The sequence below is a fragment of the Nitrosospira sp. Nsp18 genome (genome assembly GCF_900103145.1).
In the GTDB taxonomy this organism is placed as follows: Bacteria; Pseudomonadota; Gammaproteobacteria; order Burkholderiales; family Nitrosomonadaceae; genus Nitrosospira.
On the sequence record NZ_FMWY01000002.1, the window covers coordinates 73761 to 93225 of the forward strand.

The 19465-nt window shown below is 52.1% G+C and carries 17 protein-coding genes and 1 other RNA gene; 8 read left to right on the plus strand and 10 right to left on the minus strand.

The window, feature by feature from the left end; translation table 11 throughout:
* Positions 1 to 5: 5 nt before the first annotated feature.
* Together BLS94_RS01325 and BLS94_RS01330 are read left to right on the plus strand one after the other, a co-directional pair.
* Positions 6 to 1154, plus strand: a complete 1149-nt coding sequence (locus BLS94_RS01325; RefSeq protein WP_090957433.1) for a helix-turn-helix domain-containing protein — start codon at positions 6 to 8, stop codon at positions 1152 to 1154.
* Between the two features lie 11 nt (positions 1155 to 1165).
* Complete coding sequence (locus BLS94_RS01330; RefSeq protein ID WP_090957434.1) at positions 1166 to 1645, plus strand: hypothetical protein; 480 nt, start codon at positions 1166 to 1168, stop codon at positions 1643 to 1645.
* Here BLS94_RS01330 and BLS94_RS01335 read toward each other — a convergent pair whose 3' ends face one another.
* Positions 1646 to 1882 carry a histone H1 gene (locus BLS94_RS01335; protein ID WP_090957435.1) on the minus strand — a complete coding sequence of 79 codons (237 nt, stop codon included), beginning with the start codon at positions 1880 to 1882 and terminating at the stop codon, positions 1646 to 1648.
* Between the two features lie 671 nt (positions 1883 to 2553).
* On the opposite strand from BLS94_RS01335, the gene BLS94_RS01340 reads away from it, so the two are divergent.
* Together BLS94_RS01340 and BLS94_RS01345 are read left to right on the plus strand one after the other, a co-directional pair.
* Positions 2554 to 3231: a hypothetical protein gene (locus BLS94_RS01340; RefSeq protein WP_090957436.1), complete on the plus strand. Its 678-nt coding sequence runs from the start codon at positions 2554 to 2556 to the stop codon at positions 3229 to 3231.
* An 8-nt stretch (positions 3232 to 3239) separates the two neighbouring features.
* Positions 3240 to 3650: a hypothetical protein gene (locus BLS94_RS01345; RefSeq protein ID WP_090957437.1), complete on the plus strand. Its 411-nt coding sequence runs from the start codon at positions 3240 to 3242 to the stop codon at positions 3648 to 3650.
* A gap of 734 nt (positions 3651 to 4384) precedes the next feature.
* Here the strand turns inward: BLS94_RS01345 and BLS94_RS01350 are convergent.
* From BLS94_RS01350 to BLS94_RS01390, 9 genes are all read right to left on the minus strand, one after another.
* Positions 4385 to 6151, minus strand: a complete 1767-nt coding sequence (locus BLS94_RS01350) for a DUF927 domain-containing protein (protein ID WP_090957438.1) — start codon at positions 6149 to 6151, stop codon at positions 4385 to 4387.
* Between the two features lie 10 nt (positions 6152 to 6161).
* Positions 6162 to 6413, minus strand: a complete 252-nt coding sequence (locus BLS94_RS01355) for a helix-turn-helix transcriptional regulator (RefSeq protein WP_090957439.1) — start codon at positions 6411 to 6413, stop codon at positions 6162 to 6164.
* Between the two features lie 145 nt (positions 6414 to 6558).
* The gene (locus BLS94_RS01360; protein WP_090957440.1) at positions 6559 to 7179 is read right to left on the minus strand and encodes a hypothetical protein; all 621 of its coding nucleotides are present in this window, start codon (positions 7177 to 7179) and stop codon (positions 6559 to 6561) included.
* Positions 7180 to 7181: 2 nt separating this feature from the next.
* On the minus strand, positions 7182 to 8393 hold the full coding sequence (locus BLS94_RS01365; RefSeq protein WP_090957441.1) for a tyrosine-type recombinase/integrase: 1212 nt from the start codon (positions 8391 to 8393) through the stop codon (positions 7182 to 7184).
* A gap of 163 nt (positions 8394 to 8556) precedes the next feature.
* Positions 8557 to 8918: a transfer-messenger RNA gene (gene ssrA / locus BLS94_RS01370) on the minus strand.
* A 207-nt stretch (positions 8919 to 9125) separates the two neighbouring features.
* The gene (locus BLS94_RS01375) at positions 9126 to 9773 is read right to left on the minus strand and encodes an HAD family hydrolase (protein ID WP_090957510.1); all 648 of its coding nucleotides are present in this window, start codon (positions 9771 to 9773) and stop codon (positions 9126 to 9128) included.
* 121 nt (positions 9774 to 9894) lie between these two features.
* On the minus strand, positions 9895 to 10614 hold the full coding sequence (ubiG, locus tag BLS94_RS01380) for a bifunctional 2-polyprenyl-6-hydroxyphenol methylase/3-demethylubiquinol 3-O-methyltransferase UbiG (protein ID WP_090957442.1): 720 nt from the start codon (positions 10612 to 10614) through the stop codon (positions 9895 to 9897).
* Between the two features lie 221 nt (positions 10615 to 10835).
* Positions 10836 to 12161, minus strand: a complete 1326-nt coding sequence (locus BLS94_RS01385) for a TRZ/ATZ family hydrolase (RefSeq protein WP_090957443.1) — start codon at positions 12159 to 12161, stop codon at positions 10836 to 10838.
* A gap of 69 nt (positions 12162 to 12230) precedes the next feature.
* Positions 12231 to 12899: an OmpA family protein gene (locus tag BLS94_RS01390; RefSeq protein WP_090957444.1), complete on the minus strand. Its 669-nt coding sequence runs from the start codon at positions 12897 to 12899 to the stop codon at positions 12231 to 12233.
* Positions 12900 to 13203: 304 nt separating this feature from the next.
* Between BLS94_RS01390 and gyrA the strand changes: the two genes are divergently transcribed.
* The 4 genes from gyrA (at position 13204) to pheA (ending at position 19451) form a co-directional block, all read left to right on the plus strand.
* On the plus strand, positions 13204 to 15771 hold the full coding sequence (gene gyrA / locus BLS94_RS01395) for a DNA gyrase subunit A (RefSeq protein ID WP_090957445.1): 2568 nt from the start codon (positions 13204 to 13206) through the stop codon (positions 15769 to 15771).
* A 298-nt stretch (positions 15772 to 16069) separates the two neighbouring features.
* Positions 16070 to 17164: a 3-phosphoserine/phosphohydroxythreonine transaminase gene (gene serC, locus BLS94_RS01400; protein WP_090957446.1), complete on the plus strand. Its 1095-nt coding sequence runs from the start codon at positions 16070 to 16072 to the stop codon at positions 17162 to 17164.
* Complete coding sequence (locus tag BLS94_RS01405) at positions 17157 to 18359, plus strand: 3-phosphoglycerate dehydrogenase family protein (protein ID WP_090957447.1); 1203 nt, start codon at positions 17157 to 17159, stop codon at positions 18357 to 18359. The genes serC and BLS94_RS01405 overlap by 8 nt, the downstream gene beginning before the upstream one ends.
* Positions 18360 to 18383: 24 nt before the next feature.
* On the plus strand, positions 18384 to 19451 hold the full coding sequence (gene pheA, locus BLS94_RS01410; RefSeq protein ID WP_090957448.1) for a prephenate dehydratase: 1068 nt from the start codon (positions 18384 to 18386) through the stop codon (positions 19449 to 19451).
* The last annotated feature ends 14 nt before the right edge of the window (positions 19452 to 19465 follow it).

The window sequence follows — 19465 nt, forward strand, 5'->3', positions numbered from 1 at the left end:
CGTTAATGGAAATTAAATTTGCTGATTGCCGAACACCTGGTCAACTTGTCGATGCCGCTTTGAAGAGTATCGGGTGGACTCAAAGAGTGCTGGCTATTGTTCTTGGGATGGATGAAACAGGGATCAATAAGATTGTGGCAGACAAACGCCCAATAAATGCGGAACTGGCGTTATTGCTAGAGGAGTTATTCGGCATTCCAGCGGAGAGATTTTTGGAACTCCAAAAGTCATATGACCTTGCGTTAGCCAGAATAGCATCGAAACCCGACCGTCAACGCGCAACCAGGGCGCAAGTATTCGGCGGTTTGCCTATTACTGACATGATTAAGCGGGGCTGGCTTTCTGATGTTAATGATGTTCGAGATGTGGTCGGTGTAGAAAAATCGTTGGCGAAGTTTTTTGGTGTGGACTCAATAAATCAAATTGAAATACTTCCGCATGCCGCAAAAAAAACAGCAGTCTCTGAGGACACAACTCCAGTCCAGATCGCATGGCTTTACAGAGTGAAACAAATTGCAAGCGAAATGATTGTAGGAAAGTATTCGAACGTTGGGGTACGCCGCACAATCGAGCGACTTAGAACTTTGACATCCGCAGCAGAAGAAGCAAGAAAAGCGCCGAGGATACTTGCCGAATGCGGTATTCGCTTTGTAATTGTCGAGTCCCTACCATCTGCAAAAATAGATGGCGTTTGCTTTTGGCTTGATGAAGTATCTCCCGTAATTGGGATGTCTATGCGATATGACCGAATAGATAATTTCTGGTTCGTACTTCGTCACGAATTGGAGCACGTTCTACATGAACATGGGAAAACGTTGATAACCATTGATGCTGAACTAGAAGGTGCGCGAGCAGGCACCGGGGATGGCGTTGCCGAGGAAGAGCGGATAGCAAATTTGGCGGCAGCGGAATTTTGCGTCCCCCAAAAAACAATGGATAGTTTTATTGCTAGAAAGTCACCAGTATTTGCTGAAAGGGACATTCTTGGGGTGGCTGCAACTTTACGTATACATCCAGGATTAGTAGCTGGGCAGTTGCGTTATCGAACTGGTAAATACAATCGTTTTTCGAGTCACTTGGTAAAAATTCGGGCAATTGTTTCACCTAGTGCAGTTGTTGATGGTTGGGGCGATATTGCCCAGATCGGTGTTTAAGGACGAAAAAGATGACTAAAGCTCAAGAGATGCAAAGTATTATCAAAAGATATAGAGAAGAAACCGGAAAGGATTCGGTTGACATGCATGATGTCGCCAAATATGCGATAGGAATGGGATGGCCTTTACCAAAACCCAAAACAGCTATTGACCGATTGGCAGAGCAATTCTCTAGTGCAGCTAGAGAAGAAATTAGAAAAGATGAAGTTACTGGTAAACCATATAGAGCAAACCTAGCCGTTACCACATGGCAAGGGACAGAGCAAATGACATTGTGGACAGACATTGATGTAGCCCCGCGCTATATTGCTCATAGATCATTTCAACAGCGGAGAGAGCAAACGGTTGGAGATGTCCTTCAACTTACATTCGACGTTATGCACTGGAATAGGGTCAATGAAACAGAAGACCCGATAAATATGCCAACAGACTTTACTGATGATGTTCAGTGGAGAATGAATGAGCCAGATAAAAAACAAAGCTCTGCTTAGTTAAGTCTTTTTCCAGCGGGCCTGAGCAGCAGTTCTTGCAATTTGTTCGCGCTGCTTTGGTGTAAGCTTGCTCGCTCTTGCCTTGCCACCTTTTAGCCCACCACGCCGCCCCGATTCTTGGGCGGCTTTCTTTTTTTCATCTATCGGTTCTTGAGGCTCAGCCTCACCCGTTGCGTTCCGTACTACATCAAACGCAATTTGAGTAAAATCTTTCCGAGGATTTGTTTTTGATTTCATGCTATTCATACCAACATGGTGATGCTAGAGGGTCTAGGCCGTCAAAATTTCAAACTAAACCACTACCACGTTTCCAGTCCACTGGCTAATGCGACTTCTTTCTCACAAGTACTACCGTAGATATAAGTAGCTGAATCCAGCTTTACCATGTCGCCTACATGGGGGCGAACAAATAATATGAACTTTGCCCCCTTATTTTTTAAAACTTTTCAACTTGCCTTACCCATCGGTTCCGAGGAGACAGCTAAAGTCGAATTCGTTGCCGCACTCATTGCTTTCAGGCAAGCTGCTACTTCATCTAAAAAAATGTTCCCCTAATCATGTTGCTATCCCCAATTTCCTTTATATTGATGAGCAGAGGTTCGGGACGTGTGCCAAAGGAGAAATTAAAGTGCGTTTGCAGCGGTCTTCTCTCACTGGCGCATTCGAGCCAACGGAACCTATGTTGGAACAGATTAATATGCGTAGCTTTTATTGCAAGCTTTATAGCTGAGCTAACAACTGGACTTAAGTACACCTATCACTAAGTATGGGTATTTCGGAATTTGTATCCGATTCTCATTGACATGAGCGGTAGCGATGGGCTGCTTTGTCCTAGAATTGGACATTGGTGTTTTTGATCGAGTTAGGGCGCAATACTGTCCCCCTATAACAAAGTTAAGTCTTTTCGAATGGCAATCGCAGATCGAGTAAAGCGTCAACTTTGGGCGAGTTCAGCTGGTCTATGCCAAAACCCGGCATGCCGTGCTGACCTATTTCGAGTCTTTGCCGATGGCACGATTGCTAGTATCGATGAGCTAGCTCATGTTATAGCTCAAAAGTCGGATGGTCCCCGAGGTAATGATCAATTGCCGCTCAGTGAGCGAGATGAATTTGAAAACGTCATCGTCCTATGTCCATCATGTCATACGCTTGCTGACAAAGCACCACAGCACTATCCGTCAGAGTTACTTCGTGGATGGAAAAGGACTCACGAAAAAATCATCAGGCGCGCATTGTTAATCCCAATTTTAAAAGACAGGCTGGAGCTACGTAGCGAAGTCCGACCTTTATTGGAAAGAAACAAAGGCATCTTTGAGGTGTATGGCCCTCATTCCAGAGCATCGGCGAATCCCTTGGCCGACGCAGCTAAGCAGTGGCGAAGGCTTGTACTGGTAGAAATTTTGCCAAACAATAAAAAAATCGCGACACTTTTGGAAATCAACAGACATCTGCTAAAGGCAGAAGAGCTAGCGACCGTAAGAGCTTTTGTTGTTCACGCCGAGGCACTCGAATACAACCATGTCTCCGGGGACAAAAATCCTGCGGCGCCTTTGTTCCCCAACGAAATGGACAGCATTCTTGGATGAGGTAAGACATGCCAGATCAAGGCTACTACAAAAAACGCCCCCGCCCAGAGAGCATTGAAGCATTGTCTAAATATCTGCGCTCAAACGCAATAGTAAACGAAACCCACCAACGTGATGAGCACAGGTTTAAGGTTGATCGCAGGGGGATGCCTGACCTTAACGTCTATTTAACTAACATCTATATTGTCGGCGAAGCCGACGTAATGGAAATCCTTGCCGAAGCACCTGAAACAAACGCAATAGTCACAATGAGTGCGTGGAATGGTTATTCGAATGATGCAAAGTCTTACGCGAAAGATCGCGACGTGGGTTTGTTCAAATTCAGTGAATTCTTGGGAGCGGTCTACTACGTTGGGAAGCAATTTCTGGATTACGAACCTCCTAGCCTCGAAGAGCGTGCAAGACGCCGCAACTCATGAAGGCGTTGCGCTGCACCTCTTCGGGTCAGCACTTCGAACAGTTCATGCGAATGATCTAGATATTCTTATTGTCTACGACAAGCGATTTCTAACTGTTGCTGAAGCGCTGTCTTTGCGGCGTGACCTGTCGCAATCTATATCCGCTGATCTGGGAATTTGCGCTGATTGTGTTCTCTTAACAACACAGGAGGCAGAGCAAACCAATTTCGGTCCCATGGAAGGGGCCGCATTGATCTCGCCGACGTTGAGTCCGTTATCGGGAAGCGCACTTGTGTGAAATGTGTCGGGAATAGACCATCGAGACCGGCATTTGTGAATAAATAAGCCTTCTTGGGCTTGGTATTTTTTATGTCGCAGTGGCTGGGACTGACATGGAACGGACCGGGGACAACTGTCCTTTTAGTCAGTAACAGCGGTAACAATTCGCATAAGAGACCGAAAATGCCCGATCCATGGGGTATTCGGCGTTACCACAAAATGGTACCGGTTCGACTATATCCTGTAACGGCGGTAACAGGAACAGATGTATTGGATTTCCTGTAACAGTAACAGTAACAGGAACATGAAGCAGTAGAAATTGGCTGTAACGGTAACGGGGAACACGGTACAGTAGAGTTTTCCTGTAACAATATAACGTGTTACCGGCGGAGACAACGCAGTAACAGCGGCGTTACGCGAAGAATTAAACCCATATTGGATGTTACCGCGTTACCACCGTTACATCGGTAATCGGCTTACTCTCCCTCATCCACGTACCGGATAACATAGACTCTGGATGAACCTAATCCGGGGAGGCGTACAACCTGCGAGGGCTTCTTGTCGTTACCGGGAAGCAGCAATCCTGCTTCTATCAAGATGTTCTTGACAGTCTTTTCGTCAAATCCTTGGCATACTTCTTTGCGGAAGGTTTGGGGCAATACCAGAAACTCCCGTCCCTCTTTTATTCCATTTCGGTAAAAGCCTGCCCGTTTAGGAACACGCTGGTCAATTGTGGCGCTGATATCTTCAAAGCGGCTTGCGCCGTGCATTTCAAAGAAAGCGCGCACCTGGGCAAGTATGGCGCGTTCTTCGCGGTTGCCACTACCGCCAAAGGCTTCGATCCAGGCGGCAAAGCATTTGCGGGCAGCATGAATAGCTTCTCCTTCCGCCCATCCTGTCAACTTGGAGTGGGTCGCAAGCTCACCCGCTACGGCAACCAGTGCAAAGCGCCGTGCTACCCGCCTTACCTGCCCTGCCGCATGTGCCGGTGTTATTCCGCTTACGAATCGGTTGATTTCCTCTTGCAGGATGCTTACAAGGCTTGCGCGGTTCGCTACAAGGTAGCGCAACCATTCCTTACCCGTAGCGCCGTGATACTTGGCGGAAGCTTCCTTGATTGCTAACGCCAGTGAAGCGGCGTTGGGATGTCCATGCAATGTCTCAAATATTCCCATACCCGCGCCAGCATCGGCTTCTACGTCGGCAAGGCGGATTTCCTGTCCGGCAGTCGATTGCTTGCCTGCTTGCGCCATGACAGCGGAAAGGGATGCTTCGCCCGCGCTGAGGAACAGCAGCCGCCACCGTTGGGCTGAACGGGCAAGTCCATTGCGTGACGCCCTCGCCTTACCTTGACCATTCGCCAGAAGGTATGCTGCCTCTCCGGCATCATTGGGGTCGATCTGACCGATTTCATCGAGGATGAGCAGCCCATCATTGTGCAATGTTGCCAATCCCTCCAATCCATTGACTGTACCGCGCCACAGGCGCACATAAGTTGAGGGGTTACCCCATACGGAAGCGGCAAGCTTCAACGCAGTGGATTTGCCAGAGGATGAAGCGCCCCGCAAATGAAAGCCCCCAGAATCTTCACCTGCAATTTCAGCCAATGCGCCCGCAAAAGCCACAGAAAGAGCAAATACCAGCCGCGTGTTCCCTATCGCCAAAGCTGCGACAGAGTTGCGCCATTCGTCTGCCGTGCCTGACTCAGAATAAGCGGGTTCAGTGGCATGTGAATTTTGAAACACGACAAGTTCTTCAGCTTCCCCAATCGAGCCGTTAGGCGTAACAAAAGTATTGCCGTGCCAGCCCAAACGGTCTACACAACGCGCTCTGGCATCTATCGGCCATACCTTGATGTATGTAGCTAACAGGCCGCGTGCCGATGGACTAGGGGAAATTTGCAGGCCACGCCGTGCAAGCTCGCGCCTCACGTCTAAACCATCACTTTCCAGCAGTTCAAGCGGCATTGCCCATTGATGGGGGTGACCATCGTCATCCTGCCATTCCAGCAGTCGCCCCCATTCCCCGCTCTTCTCGTCCCGCGTCTTGGCAATAACGTTTAAAGGTGCGCAAACCCATTGGGGCGTTTGCTCATTGCCGTCTTTGTCCTTGCCAAGGAAGTAAACACCCGTTTCAGAGAGTTCGAAGCGCCCGCCACCATAGCGGCATAAAGTTACGGGTGCATTCGCTGAGTTTTGCCGGGATGCGAGCGGAGTGACTTGCGCTGTAACGGTGTTTTGCATTGTCATCCCCTTAGAGCGCATTGGCAGCGGTTTTGCGAGCCGCTTCCAACTTGATTACCAGGTTGCGGATTTCATCATCAGTCATCCCCGCAATGCGGGCAATATTGATAGCGGCAACTTCGCTAGCGGGCCACCCTACAGAGCGTGGACCTAATCTGACAGGCTTGGGCCAAAGCCCTTGCTGAATTCGTAAATAGATCGTTGAGCGCGAAGCGCCAGACTCAGCTTTAACAGCAGGAAGCCGTAGGATTGCTTTAACCATGTTTGTACCTTTTTAGAAGTTGTTGAACAAGGTTGGCAATTAAATAGCATGAGAGGGTGCGCTAATACGCGCGGAGGGGCGCGGGAATTAGGTGCGGATTACGTGAAATGTCGCGCCAGTGTTGACGCAGAGAGGGCGCGGTGAATTACTTGCGCGGGCCGGTTGGCAAGCCGTCTGCGCGAAGGATAGTCGCCATGACTTCGGCGGTGCGCTCAGACACACCTTGTCCCCTTAGCCATTCAATGACTTGCTGATTGGTGGGCGCGGTGGTTGAGTCTGTGGGGTCGTAGTTACTCCAAAAACGCTGCGCGGCAGCAGCGAGCTTTCGCAGTAAATCCGTTTCGTGTCTCCCCCATGGCCAGTCCATGTTGCTGAGGGTGATGGGTTCGGACAGCCAGGGAAATTGTGCGGGGAGTTTGTGCTGTATGCTTTTAAGCCAGGTGGCGAAGTTTGAAAGCTTGACTTCGCTTTCTTCCAGCCCTTCATCGCTTCGGGAAACCAATTTTAGAATGCCGTTAGCTCCTATGCTGCCCTTAGCCATGACAAGCAAATCATCAAATTGACGAGGTGGTTCCTTAAACAGCCTTGCGAGTTGCGGTTTATCGAAAAGCTGGAAGTTGGCCGGATCGAGATCGCAAGCCAAGGCAACAGCTTGCCAGAGCCTTGCCTGTTTAACTGATTTCCAGGTATTCCAATCCGGTTTGCGAAGTGCCCACGGGTCTTGTTCGGCTGGACGAAAATCGTCAGCGTTATCTTCCGGACACATCTTTACGCCACGCCATGCAGGGGGATAATTTTCGCACCGGCTTTCAGTTTGTCCAGGTAATCAGCCCACTGTTGCATCATCTTGCGGCGTTCGAGCAAATGCGCCGTGCGATTATAAGCGCGCCCATTGGGGTCTTTCACCGCATGGGCTAATTGATGTTCGATAAAATCGGGCCGAAAACCCAGCACTTCATCAAGGATAGTGCGCGCCATGGCGCGGAAGCCGTGACCGCTCATCTCTTCCTTGTCGATGCCCATGCGCCGCATAGCGGCAAGGATTGCATTATCGCTCATAGGTCGGCCATTGGTGCGTGCGCCGGGAAACACGAAGCGTCCGCTCCCAGTGAGAGCTTGCAGTTCTGTGAGTATTTCCACGGCTTGCCGTGCAAGCGGAACAATGTGCGGCGTATTGGTCTTGGTGACGGTATAACGCCATTCCGCCCCATCAATGTCAATATCCTTCCATTCAGCCGTGCGAAGCTCTCCAGGACGAACGAACACCAGCGGGGCAAGGCGCAATGCGCACCGCACAACATGCGAGCCTGTATAGTCATCCATTGCCCGCAATAATGACGCTACCTGCTTGGGTTCGGTAATGGCTGCAAAGTGTTCACCTTTCACCGGGGGAAGTGCGCCCCTCAGATCGGCAGAAATATCTCTCGTGGCGCGTCCGGTTGCGATTGCGTAGCGAAATACTTGCCCACAATTACCCAATGCCCTATGCGCGGTTTCTACTGCTCCCCTGCTTTCGATGCGCCGTACCGTTGCCAGCAGTTCAGGCGCGGCAATCTCTGCAATGGGTTTACTGCCGATCCAGGGAAATAGGTCGCGCTCAAACCGGCGGATGATACGCTCGCCATGACTGGCATTCCAGGTGGCGGAATATTTTGTATACCACTCCCGCGTAATAACTTCGAAACTGTTCGCCCCCTGTTCGGATTTGGCGGCTTTGACCGCTTTACGGTTTTCGCCCGGATCGGCGTCAAAAGCCAGCAGTTTGCGCGCTTCATCACGCCGGTTACGAGCATCCTTTAAGCTCACATCGGGATAAACGCCCATGGAAAGAGTTTTGCGTTTGCCGCCGTAGCGGTAATCAAACCGCCACCAGCGTGAACCATTCGGCTTGAGCAGCAGGTAAAGCCCGCGCTCGTCCGTTAGCTTGATAGGTTTTTGAGCCGGTTTGGCATTACGGATTGCGGTGTCAGTAAGTGCCATGACGGTAACTCCATTTGACGGTAAGTCTGTTACCGTCAAGTTTACCGTCAGTTACCGTCGGATTGCAATAGTCGAGTTTGGATGTGTTTGGACAACAAAAAACCCGCAATCCTTTATTCATGCGGGTTTTCTGGATTTCTTTGGACTACTTAGGACACTTCATTGGTGGAGGCGGCGGGAATCGAACCCGCGTCCGCAAATCCTCTACAGACAGTTCTACATACTTAGCCATGTTATTTAATTTAACCTGGCATGCGTCAACTGGCAGACTAATGACAGGCGAGTCACCTATTTTTTAGCGTTCTGTAAAGTGACCCTACCGAACGCGATCCTCGTTAATGGCTCCGCTGCCTGTTGCCAGACCCGGCGTTGAGGCCCACCGGTGCGGAGTCCAGCCGGATTTAAGCGGCTAGAGCGTAACTATCGTCGTTTGCGACTATTGGTTTCCAGATGTATTTACGAGGTAACTGGTCCTCGGTATGCCCTGCACTGCTTTGTAATCCACGTCGAAGCCAGGTCGCCCCCGGCATTCTGTATTTACATTTGTTAGATAACGGCGGACCGGAAGAGTTCAATTACCGGTGTTTGGAAATCTTTGGAGAAGCCACTTGAGGTCGGATACCCGACTGTGTTACCCATTAGATGACAGAAGCATTGGTGAAAATTTTCATACGGCGCAATGCGCTTCGCTTATTGGCGCCCTACTCTTTACTTGCTGCATACTACCAGATTTTACAGATAACCGAGCAGTTCTTGCGGTTGATCAATGAGGTATCTCGCTCCCCAAGACTCGGGCGGTGCCGCATTGCCCAAGTAGCCGTATCTCGCCACGATCGGTTCCATGCCTGCCGCAAGGCTGGCCTGGACATCACGCAAGTCGTCGCCCAGGTAGACGCATTCGGCCGGCGAGACATCCATCGTGTTGCTGGCTGCAAGTAACGGCTCTGGATGGGGTTTGGAGTGCGCGGTGTCTCCGCCGCTGACGATGCACGCGAAACGGCTACTCAGGCCTAGCGCCTGCATCAGAGGTATGGAAAAACGCGCCGGTTTATTGGTGACGATGCCCCACGGAATCCCGCGAATATCGAGTTGATCGAGTAATTCGGTTACGCCTCGAAATAGAGATGTTTCATGGCACAACCGTTCGGCGTAAAAATCAAGGAATTCGGCACGCATCGCATCATAGTCCTTATCGCCGGGTTTGATACCGAACCCAAGACCAAGCAGGCCGCGCGCGCCTGCCGAGGCTTCGGTACGGATATGCTCTATCGGCAGGGCCGCAAGGCCGCGCATGATGCGCTGCCGATTGAGGGCATGACCCAGGTCGGGGGCGGTATCCGCAAGCGTACCGTCGAGATCGAATAGAACGGCTTTGATCATGAATGAGTGATGGCTGAGCTCGATGGCTGAATCAAGCAATTCAGGTGCGAGCAAAGGAATTGATGAGCCGGCACGCAGAGCAGGCGGTGGCTCCGGCTCAGCCCGGCATGGCTACGGGACTTCAAGCACGGAACGCCATGATGTAATTGACATCCGAATCCTGCCCCAATGCGTAAACTTTTGTGATGGGGTTGTAAGTCAGGCCAATGATCTCCTCGACGGCTAGCCCTGCATCACGGCCCATACGGGCCAGTTCGGATGGCTTGATGAATTTTGCGTAGTCGTGGGTGCCTCTGGGCAACAGGCTCAGTACATATTCGGCACCGATTATGGCAAATAGGTACGATTTTGGATTGCGGTTGATGGTTGAGAAGAAAACCCAGCCGCCGGGTTTGACAAGCTGGGCGCAGGCTTTCACGGTGCTCGCCGGGCTGGGCACGTGCTCCAGCATTTCCATGCAGGTGACCACGTCGTAATGATGGGGCTGTTCTTTGGCAAGTTCTTCTACGGCCACCTTGCGGTAATTCACCTGCTTGCGGCTTTCCAGCAGGTGCAGCTTTGCAACTTTGAGCGCTTTATCGCCAAGATCGATACCCGTGACCTGTGCGGCGCGGTCTGCCATGCTTTCTGACAAAATGCCGCCGCCGCAGCCGACGTCCAGTACCGTTTTGCCTGCAAAACCCGCAAGCTGGTCGATATAATTCAGCCGCAACGGGTTGATTTCATGCAATGGCTTGAATTCACTGGTCGGGTCCCACCAGCGGTGCGCGAGCTGGCTGAATTTTTCCAATTCGAGCAGGTCAACGTTTACGTTGTCACTTTCCGTCTGTTTACTCATCATGCCTCTATGCGGTTTTTGTTGGCATTGCAGAGTGAAGCGAGACTCATCATTCGGCTTATCTTACATGCCTCCAATCCGCTCTCCATATAACTCTACTGTTTATAAGGCCAACTCTTCAGAAAAATAATGGGTTGTGATGGGCTGCACTGCGTTTTATCCATGCATACTATATAAACCGTATAGGATGGCTTCCCGTTACGTTGCTAATTCTTCAGCCGTCTTCAGCCCGCTGCCATCTGTCCCCGCCAGAATTCGGCCCTGAGCAACAGCTCCCTCTCATCCAGCGTGGTCAACTCTCCGCAGTTCAGCAGTATCTTACCATTTACCCACACATGGCTCACGTGTTCCCGCCCCGCAGCGTAGACGAGGTGGGAAACAGGATCATAACAGGGCGAAAGTTCGAGGCTGGAAAAATCCAGGGCAATGATGTCGGCAGCCTTGCCCGCCACCAACGAACCGGTGAGCGCGCCCAGCCCCAGCGCCCGAGCGCCATTGAGTGTAGCCATTTGCAGCGCCTGCCATGCGGGCAGCATATTGGCGCCGCCGCTTTGGCCTTTGGCAAGCAGCGCGGTGAAACGCATTTCTTCAAACATATCGAGCCGGTTGTTGCTGGCGGCGCCGTCCGTTCCGATGCCAACGTTAATGCCCGCATTCAGCAGTGAGACTATGGGCGCCAGGCCATTGCCTAGTTTCAGATTGGAAGAAGGACAATGCGCCACGGTGCAGCCTTGCTGCGCCATCAATTCGATTTCGCCGTTATCCAGGTAGACCATGTGCACCGCGATGAGATTGGGACCGAGAAGGCCGAGCCTGTGCAAACGTTCTATCGGGCGCACTCCGTGAACTTTCACGCTATCGCTGATTTCATCATGGGTTTCATGCAGGTGAATATGGATGGGTAGATCGAGTTGCTCCGCATAGGTGAGAATTTTATTGAATATCCTATCGCTCACCGTATAAGGCGCATGAGGCGCGAAGCAGAACGACAGCAGCGGATGTCGGCTATATTCGTCGCGCAGCGCAAGACCTTTGGCCAGATAATCGTCGGCGTCGCTGGCGTATGCAGTAGGAAAGTCGATGGCTATCATACCGATGCTGGCGCGCATACCCGAAGCAATCGCCGCCCGAGCAGATGCTTCGGGATAAAAATACATGTCGTTAAAACAGGTGATACCGCCTCTCAGCATCTCGGCGCAGGCTAAGCGGGTGCCATCGAAGACAAAGCCGGAATCGACGTGCCTGGTTTCCGCAGGCCATATGTGATTGTTAAGCCACTCCATTAGCGGCAGATCGTCCGCGATGCCCCGCATCAGCGACATCGCAGCATGGGTATGGAGGTTCACCAGGCCCGGCATCAGCGCGTGATTCTCAAGAACAATATGTTCCTCTGCCGCGAACCGGGCATGGGCCTCGGCATTCGGGACAATTGCGCTGATCATGCCCCTATTGATTGCAACGGCGTGGTCGCGCAGCGCCACCCCCGCGGGTTCCACCGGAATAATCCAGCGTGCCTCCAGCAATGTATCAATTTTTTCAGGACAGATCATTATGTGAAAGCTTAGCAAAAAAAAACCCTGCGCGATGGCAGGGTTTTTATTTTTCAGTTTGAAGCAGGATTATTGTACTGTCGCCCGTGTGCCGGCCACTTCAACTTCAACGCGACGGTCGGGTTGCAGGCATGCGACCAATGCTTTGGTTTTCTTCTCGCCCTTGCAGGTATCGCCGGTTACCGGATTGGCTTCGCCCTTGCCATCGGTAAAGACGGTATCGGCCGCTATGCTTTTCTCGTTGACCAGGTAGCTTTTGACAGATTCAGCGCGACGCATGGATAATTTCTTGTTGTAGGCATCAGAGCCGATACGGTCAGCGTATCCGATTACAACGATCGTGTCGTATTTGACACCTTCAAGCTTGGAGACAAGGTCATCCAGGGCTTGCTTGCCCTCGGGTTTTAGATTGGCTTTATCGAAATCGAACAGTTGATCCGCGGAGAGCGATACTTTTTCGGGCTCGCCGTAGGTGGCAGCAACAGGGGCAGCGGGTTCGGCAGGCGCTTCGACCGTCTTCTCGGGTTTTGGCATCAATTCAGGATCGCATTCGTAGGTCGCCATGGCAGGCGTCCAGTAGCCTGTGCGCCAACAGTCGCCGGATGAATCCCGGGCTGTAACCCCACGGCCATCACTTGCATATGCCTCGGGTTGCTCCTCAGCCATGGCAGCTCCTGCAACCAGCATTGGCAGAACCATCGCGCCAAGCAAGAGTTTTTTCGTTACCGTATTTTTCATCTATTGCCCCTTTTTCAGAAAAACTTCAATTCAAGATCAAATCATCCCTGAGTCATGCAAATAACAAACAAAGCCATTTTATTTTGGCCGCGGCACATTATTGCATATTCGCGTTCCGATTATCTAGTTATATGTCCGTTCTTGTCAAATCATGTTGTTGCAAACGGCATGAATGCTGGAATGCAGGGATGACTTGAATACGATCGGCATGCTAAAATAAGCAGTTTTATGTATCGCTATCCGGGGTGAAGCTCAGGACGACATTTATGCTTTAAGCTACTGTTTGTCCTGAATAAAACAAGTAATGGATCAATTCGCTAAAGAAACACTGCCCATCAGCCTCGAAGAGGAGATGCGCCGCTCTTATCTTGACTACGCCATGAGCGTAATTATAGGCCGTGCCCTGCCGGATGTGCGGGACGGCTTGAAGCCAGTACATCGCCGGGCGCTGTTCGCCATGCACGAACTGTCCAACGACTGGAACCGCCCCTACAAGAAGTCGGCGCGCATCGTCGGCGACGTAATCGGCAAGTACCATCCGCACGGCGATACCGCGGTATATGACACTATCGTGCGCATGGCGCAGAACTTTTCGTTGCGCTATATGCTGGTGGACGGCCAGGGCAACTTTGGTTCGGTAGACGGCGATAACGCGGCGGCAATGCGTTATACCGAAATCCGCATGTCGCGCATCGCTCATGAGCTATTGGCTGATCTCGACAAGGAAACGGTGGATTTCGGTCCGAACTACGACGGGTCGGAGAGAGAGCCGCTGATTCTGCCCGCGAAAATTCCGAACCTGCTTATCAACGGCTCTTCCGGTATTGCGGTCGGCATGGCGACCAACATTCCTCCGCATAACCTCAATGAAGTGGTGGATGCCTGCCTGGCGCTGCTGAAGAATGCCGACACCACCATTGAAGAGTTGATAGAAATCATTCCTGCGCCGGATTTTCCGACTGCCGGCATCATCTACGGCGTCACCGGGGTGAAGGAAGGTTACCGAACCGGGCGTGGCCGCGTGGTGATGCGGGCGCGCACCCACTTCGAGGATATGGAAAAAGGCAGCCGCCAAAGCATCATCATCGACGAGTTGCCCTACCAGGTAAACAAGGCCAATTTGCTGATCCGTATCGGCGAACTGGTGCGCGACAAGAAAATCGAAGGCATTTCCGATCTGCGCGATGAATCGGACAAATCCGGCATGCGCGTGGTCATCGAGCTCCGGCGCGGAGAAGTGCCCGAAGTGGTGCTGAACAATTTATACAAAGAAACACAAATGCAGGACACCTTTGGCATGAATATGGTGGCCCTGCTGGACGGGCAGCCGCGCCTGCTGAATTTGAAGCAGATGCTCGATGCATTCTTGCGCCACCGCCGCGAAGTGGTGACAAGGCGCACCGTATTCGAATTGAAAAAAGCGCGTGAGCGCGGACATCTTCTGGAAGGCCTGGCGGTAGCACTTTCAAACGTGGATGAAGTGATTGCCCTCATCAAGGCGGCGCCTACGCCCGCGGTAGCGAAAGAAGCATTGATGTCGAGGATATGGCGCTCCACGCTGGTGGAGGAAATGCTGGTTCGCGCCTCGGTCGACGTGAAGGCGTTTCGTCCTGACGGACTGGCACCTGAATTCGGTTTATCCAGCGATGGATACCGCTTGTCCGATGCGCAAGCCCAAGCAATTCTTGAATTACGCCTGCAGCGGCTGACCGGGCTGGAGCAGGACAAGATCGTAAGCGAATACAAGGAGGTAATGGAAAAAATTGCCGACCTTCTCGACATCCTCTCCAGGCCGGAACGTATCACGACCATTATCACCGAAGAGCTTGTTGCAATAAAGCAACAGTTCGGTGATAAACGCCGCAGCGAAATCGTTATCGATACTCAAGATCTGAGCATGGAGGACTTGATCACACCTGAGGATGTGGTCGTGACGCTATCACATAGCGGCTACATCAAGTCGCAGCCGCTCGATGACTACCGGGCTCAAAAACGGGGCGGGCGCGGGAAACAGGCAACTGGCACCAAAGAAGATGATTTCATCGACAATCTTTTCATCGCCAATACGCACGATTACATCCTGTGCTTTTCCAGCCGTGGACGTGTTTACTGGATCAAGGTTTACACGGTGCCCCAGGGGGGTCGCGCATCGCGCGGCAAGCCCATCGTCAACCTGGTGCAACTGGAACGGGATGAAAAGATCAATGCCATCCTGCCCGTAAAGGTTTTCGAAGAGAACCGCTATATATTTATGGCCACTTCTTTTGGTACCGTGAAAAAAACGCCGTTGTCGGAATTTTCCCGCCCTCGCGCCAGCGGTATTATCGCGGTGGGCCTGGATGAGGATGATTATCTGATCGGCGTAGCCCTGACTGAAGGCAAGCATGACGTGATGCTCTTTTCAGACAACGGCAAGGCAGTGCGTTTCGATGAGAATGACGTGCGCCCCATGGGGCGTGGCGCGCGCGGCGTGCGCGGGATGAAATTGGGCAAGGGGCAGAAAGTAATATCCCTGCTGGTGGCCGAAAGTGAAGAACTGGCGGTCCTCACCGCAACGGAAAATGGCTACGGCAAGCGTACCCCGATAGGTGAATACACCCGTCACGGCCGCGGCAGCCAGGGCATGATTGCGATCAAGACCACCCAGCGCAATGGCAAGGTCGTGGCGGCAAAGCTGGTCAGGCCGGATGACGAAATCATGCTTATTACCACTGGCGGCGTGCTGATCCGCACTCGCGTCAATGAAGTGCGCGAAATGAGCCGTGCGACGCAGGGCGTAACGCTGATCAACCTGGACAAGGGTGAAAAACTCGCCGGGCTCGAAAGGGTGGTCGAAGCAGACGAGGAAAAGGAACTGATCCAGAACGTTTAAAATTTCTGAGCGCTTTTAAAAATTGAAGGTTGCGGGTAAGCTCATTGATAAATTGCCCGAATGGGAGCACAGCTTGCGTAGGATGGGTGGAGCGTAGCGCAACCCATCATTTGGTTATTAACAGCCGCCTTCGCACCGGTATCCGCTCATGGTTTAACGTGTCGTGTTGCGTCGTTTTGATGGATTGAGCTGCGCTCCACCCATCCTACTGACCGCAAAGAGGCGGATTTTGAATTACCAGGGATAAAAGTGCGGAATTTGACTGCCAGGAGCGTCCTGCAGAGACAAAGGGGTTTTAATGGAACATATATATAACTTCAGCGCAGGTCCGGCGGTATTGCCGGCGGAAGTGCTGCAACAAGCGCGCGATGAAATGCTCGATTGGCATGGCAGCGGCATGTCTGTTATGGAGATGAGCCACCGCGGCAAGGAATTCATGTCCATCGCGGCGAAGGTTGAAGCCGATTTTCGCGAACTGGGGGGCATCCCGGCCAATTATAAAGTTCTGTTTTTATCCGGTGGCGCCTCCACGCAATTCGCCATGGCGCCCATGAACCTGCTGCGCGGGAAAAAAAGCGCCAACTACGTCAATACAGGCCAGTGGTCCAAGAAAGCCATCCAGGAAGCGAAGAAATATACGGCCGTAAATGTCGCGGCCTCATCCGAGGACGCTAATTTCACCTATGCTCCGCCGCAGGATACGTGGAATATCGATCGCGACGCGGCCTATCTGCATTACACGCCCAACGAGACAATCGGCGGAGTAGAGTTCAACTGGGTTCCAGATTTGTCTGATCTGGGCGTCGATATGCCCCTGGTGGCAGACATGTCCTCCAGCTTTATGTCACGCCCCATCGATGTGGCTCGATTCGGGGTGATTTATGCCGGCGCTCAGAAAAATGTCGGTCCTGCTGGATTGTGCATTGTCATTGTCCGCGATGACTTGCTGGGAGAAACCATCCCGGGCACGCCGACCATGTTCGACTATAAAATCCACGCTGATACCGACTCGATGTATAACACCCCGCCGACCTACGCAATGTATATTACCGGCCTTGTGCTGGAGTGGCTGAAAAAGAACGGTGGGTTGGCTGCAATGGAAAAGGTAAACATCGCCAAGGCCAATTTGTTGTACGGCTTGCTGGATACCACCGATTTTTATCATTGTCCCGTAGCCAAAGCCGACCGCTCGCGCATGAATGTACCGTTCACGTTAAAAACCCCCTCGCTCGATGACGAGTTTCTGAAACAGGCCAAAGCGCACGGCTTGATCCAGTTGAAGGGCCATCGTTCAGTGGGAGGAATGCGCGCTTCCATATACAACGCCATGCCCCTCGAAGGGGTAAAGGTCCTGGTTGAATTCATGAATAAATTTGCGAGTGACCATGCCTGAACGCGCACATAAAATTTTCCGGATACTTACGCTTAATCAGATATCGTCGCTGGGCCTGAAGTTGTTCGACCCCCATCATTACACCATCGGGGACAATATTGCCGAACCGGATGCGATCCTGGTGCGTTCACACAACATGCTGCAAATGGATATCCCACCCAGCGTAAAAGCGATAGGCCGTGCGGGTGCGGGCACCAATAACGTTCCTGTGAAAGACATGAACCTTCGCGGCGTGCCGGTCTTTAACGCACCCGGTGCAAACGCCAATGCGGTGAAAGAACTGGTGCTTGCCGGCTTGCTGATGGCGTCACGCAACCTGATCCCGGCGATTCGCTTTGCCGAGGATTTGCAGGGCGATAATGCGACGCTGCACAAGCTGGCGGAGGGCGGAAAGAAGCAATTCGCCGGAATTGAGTTGCCGGGCCGCACACTGGGAATCGTAGGCCTGGGTGCAGTAGGACGGCTGGTAGCGGATGCGGCACTCCGGCTTGGCATGAAAGTGATGGGTTATGATCCAAATATAACGGTAGACGCAGCCTGGAATTTATCGGCTGACGTCAAACGCGCCGAGAGCATTGAAGATCTGCTGCGCAATAGTGAATTTGTCACGTTGCATGTACCCCTGGTGGACGCCACACGCGATCTGATCAATCACAAGATCGTATCGAATATGAAAGCCGGCACGATTCTGCTCAACTTCTCTCGCGATGGTATCGTCAACGAGAGTGCCGTAATCGAAGGAATCGACTCGGGCAAGATAAAATATTATGTTTGCGATTTTCCCAGCCAGTTACTGCAACACCGAGCCGCTGTAATCACGCTGCCGCATCTGGGCGCGTCGACGATGGAAGCTGAGGAGAATTGCGCGGTAATGGTGGTAAATCAGATGATAGATTATCTGGAAAACGGGAACATTACCAATGCGGTCAATTTCCCCAACATAACAATGGAACGCGGATCCCCTTTCCGCCTGGCGGTAGCAAATTCCAACGTGCCCAACATGCTGGGGCAGATTTCCACCGGTATGGCCAAAGCAGGTCTCAATATTCATAACATGGGCAATAAATCCCGCGGCGAGATGGCCTACACGCTGGTTGACGTCGACAGCCCGGTGCCGCAAAAAACAATAGACGAGATTGCGGCAATCAGTGGCGTTTTGATGGTGCGCTATGTACCGATATTGGCTGAACAATAATAGCCACTATAAAATTCATTCTCGATGACCGCTCAACTCAAACAGCTGCGCGACAAGATAGATGCGATTGACAGCGAGTTGCTCAAACTGATGAGCAGCCGCGCTGGTCTCGCACAAGAGATCGGACAGATCAAGAACGGCATGGCATATCGCCCCGAGCGAGAGGCCCAGGTGTTGGCCCGGTTATGCGAGCTCAATCCCGGACCGCTGCCCAACGAACATATTGTGCGATTATTTACAGAAATCATGTCACTGTGCCGATCCATGGAAGAACCTTTGACGATAGCATATCTGGGCCCCCGGGGGACCTTTTCGGAAGAAGCTGCGTTAAAGCGCTTCGGTGGCGTGGTAACGACTCTTGCCTGCACCTCGATAGACGATGTATTTCGAAAAGTGGAGTCGCGCGCAGCCGGTTATGGGGTCGTGCCTGTGGAGAATTCCACCGAAGGCGCAGTGGGCAGGTCGCTGGACCTGCTGCTGCAAACCCCGTTAAAGGTATGCGGTGAAATTGCGTTGCCTATACATCAGCTTCTTCTCGCGCAGCATGCTGATCTCGCACGCATCACGAAGATCTACTCTCATCCTCAATCATTTTCTCAATGTCATGAGTGGCTTAACGCCAACCTGCCCCATTTGACCGGACAAGCGCGGATCAATGCGGCGAGCAATGCAGATGCGGCGAGACTGGCCGCACAGGATGAAAATGCTGCAGCGGTAGCCGGGAGAAAAGCGGGAGAGGTATTCGGGCTTACGATCTGCGCTGAAAATATCGAAGACGATCCTAATAACACCACGCGTTTTCTCGTAATCGGAGCACAGGAAGTCGCCCCTTCAGGCAAGGATAAAACTTCATTGGTCATGTCGGCCCGGAATCTTCCGGGCGCAATACACGGGCTGCTGGCTCCGCTGGCGGCTCATGGAGTCAGCATGAGCCGCCTTGAGTCGCGACCTTCCCGCGCGGGTTTATGGGAGTACGTGTTTTTTGTGGATATCGAAGGTCATCAGCAAGATATAAAAGTAGCGAAAGCGCTACAGGAATTGCAAGAGAAGGCAGCCTTCCTGAAAGTACTCGGCTCCTATCCAGCACCGTAACTGTATCCCTGAAT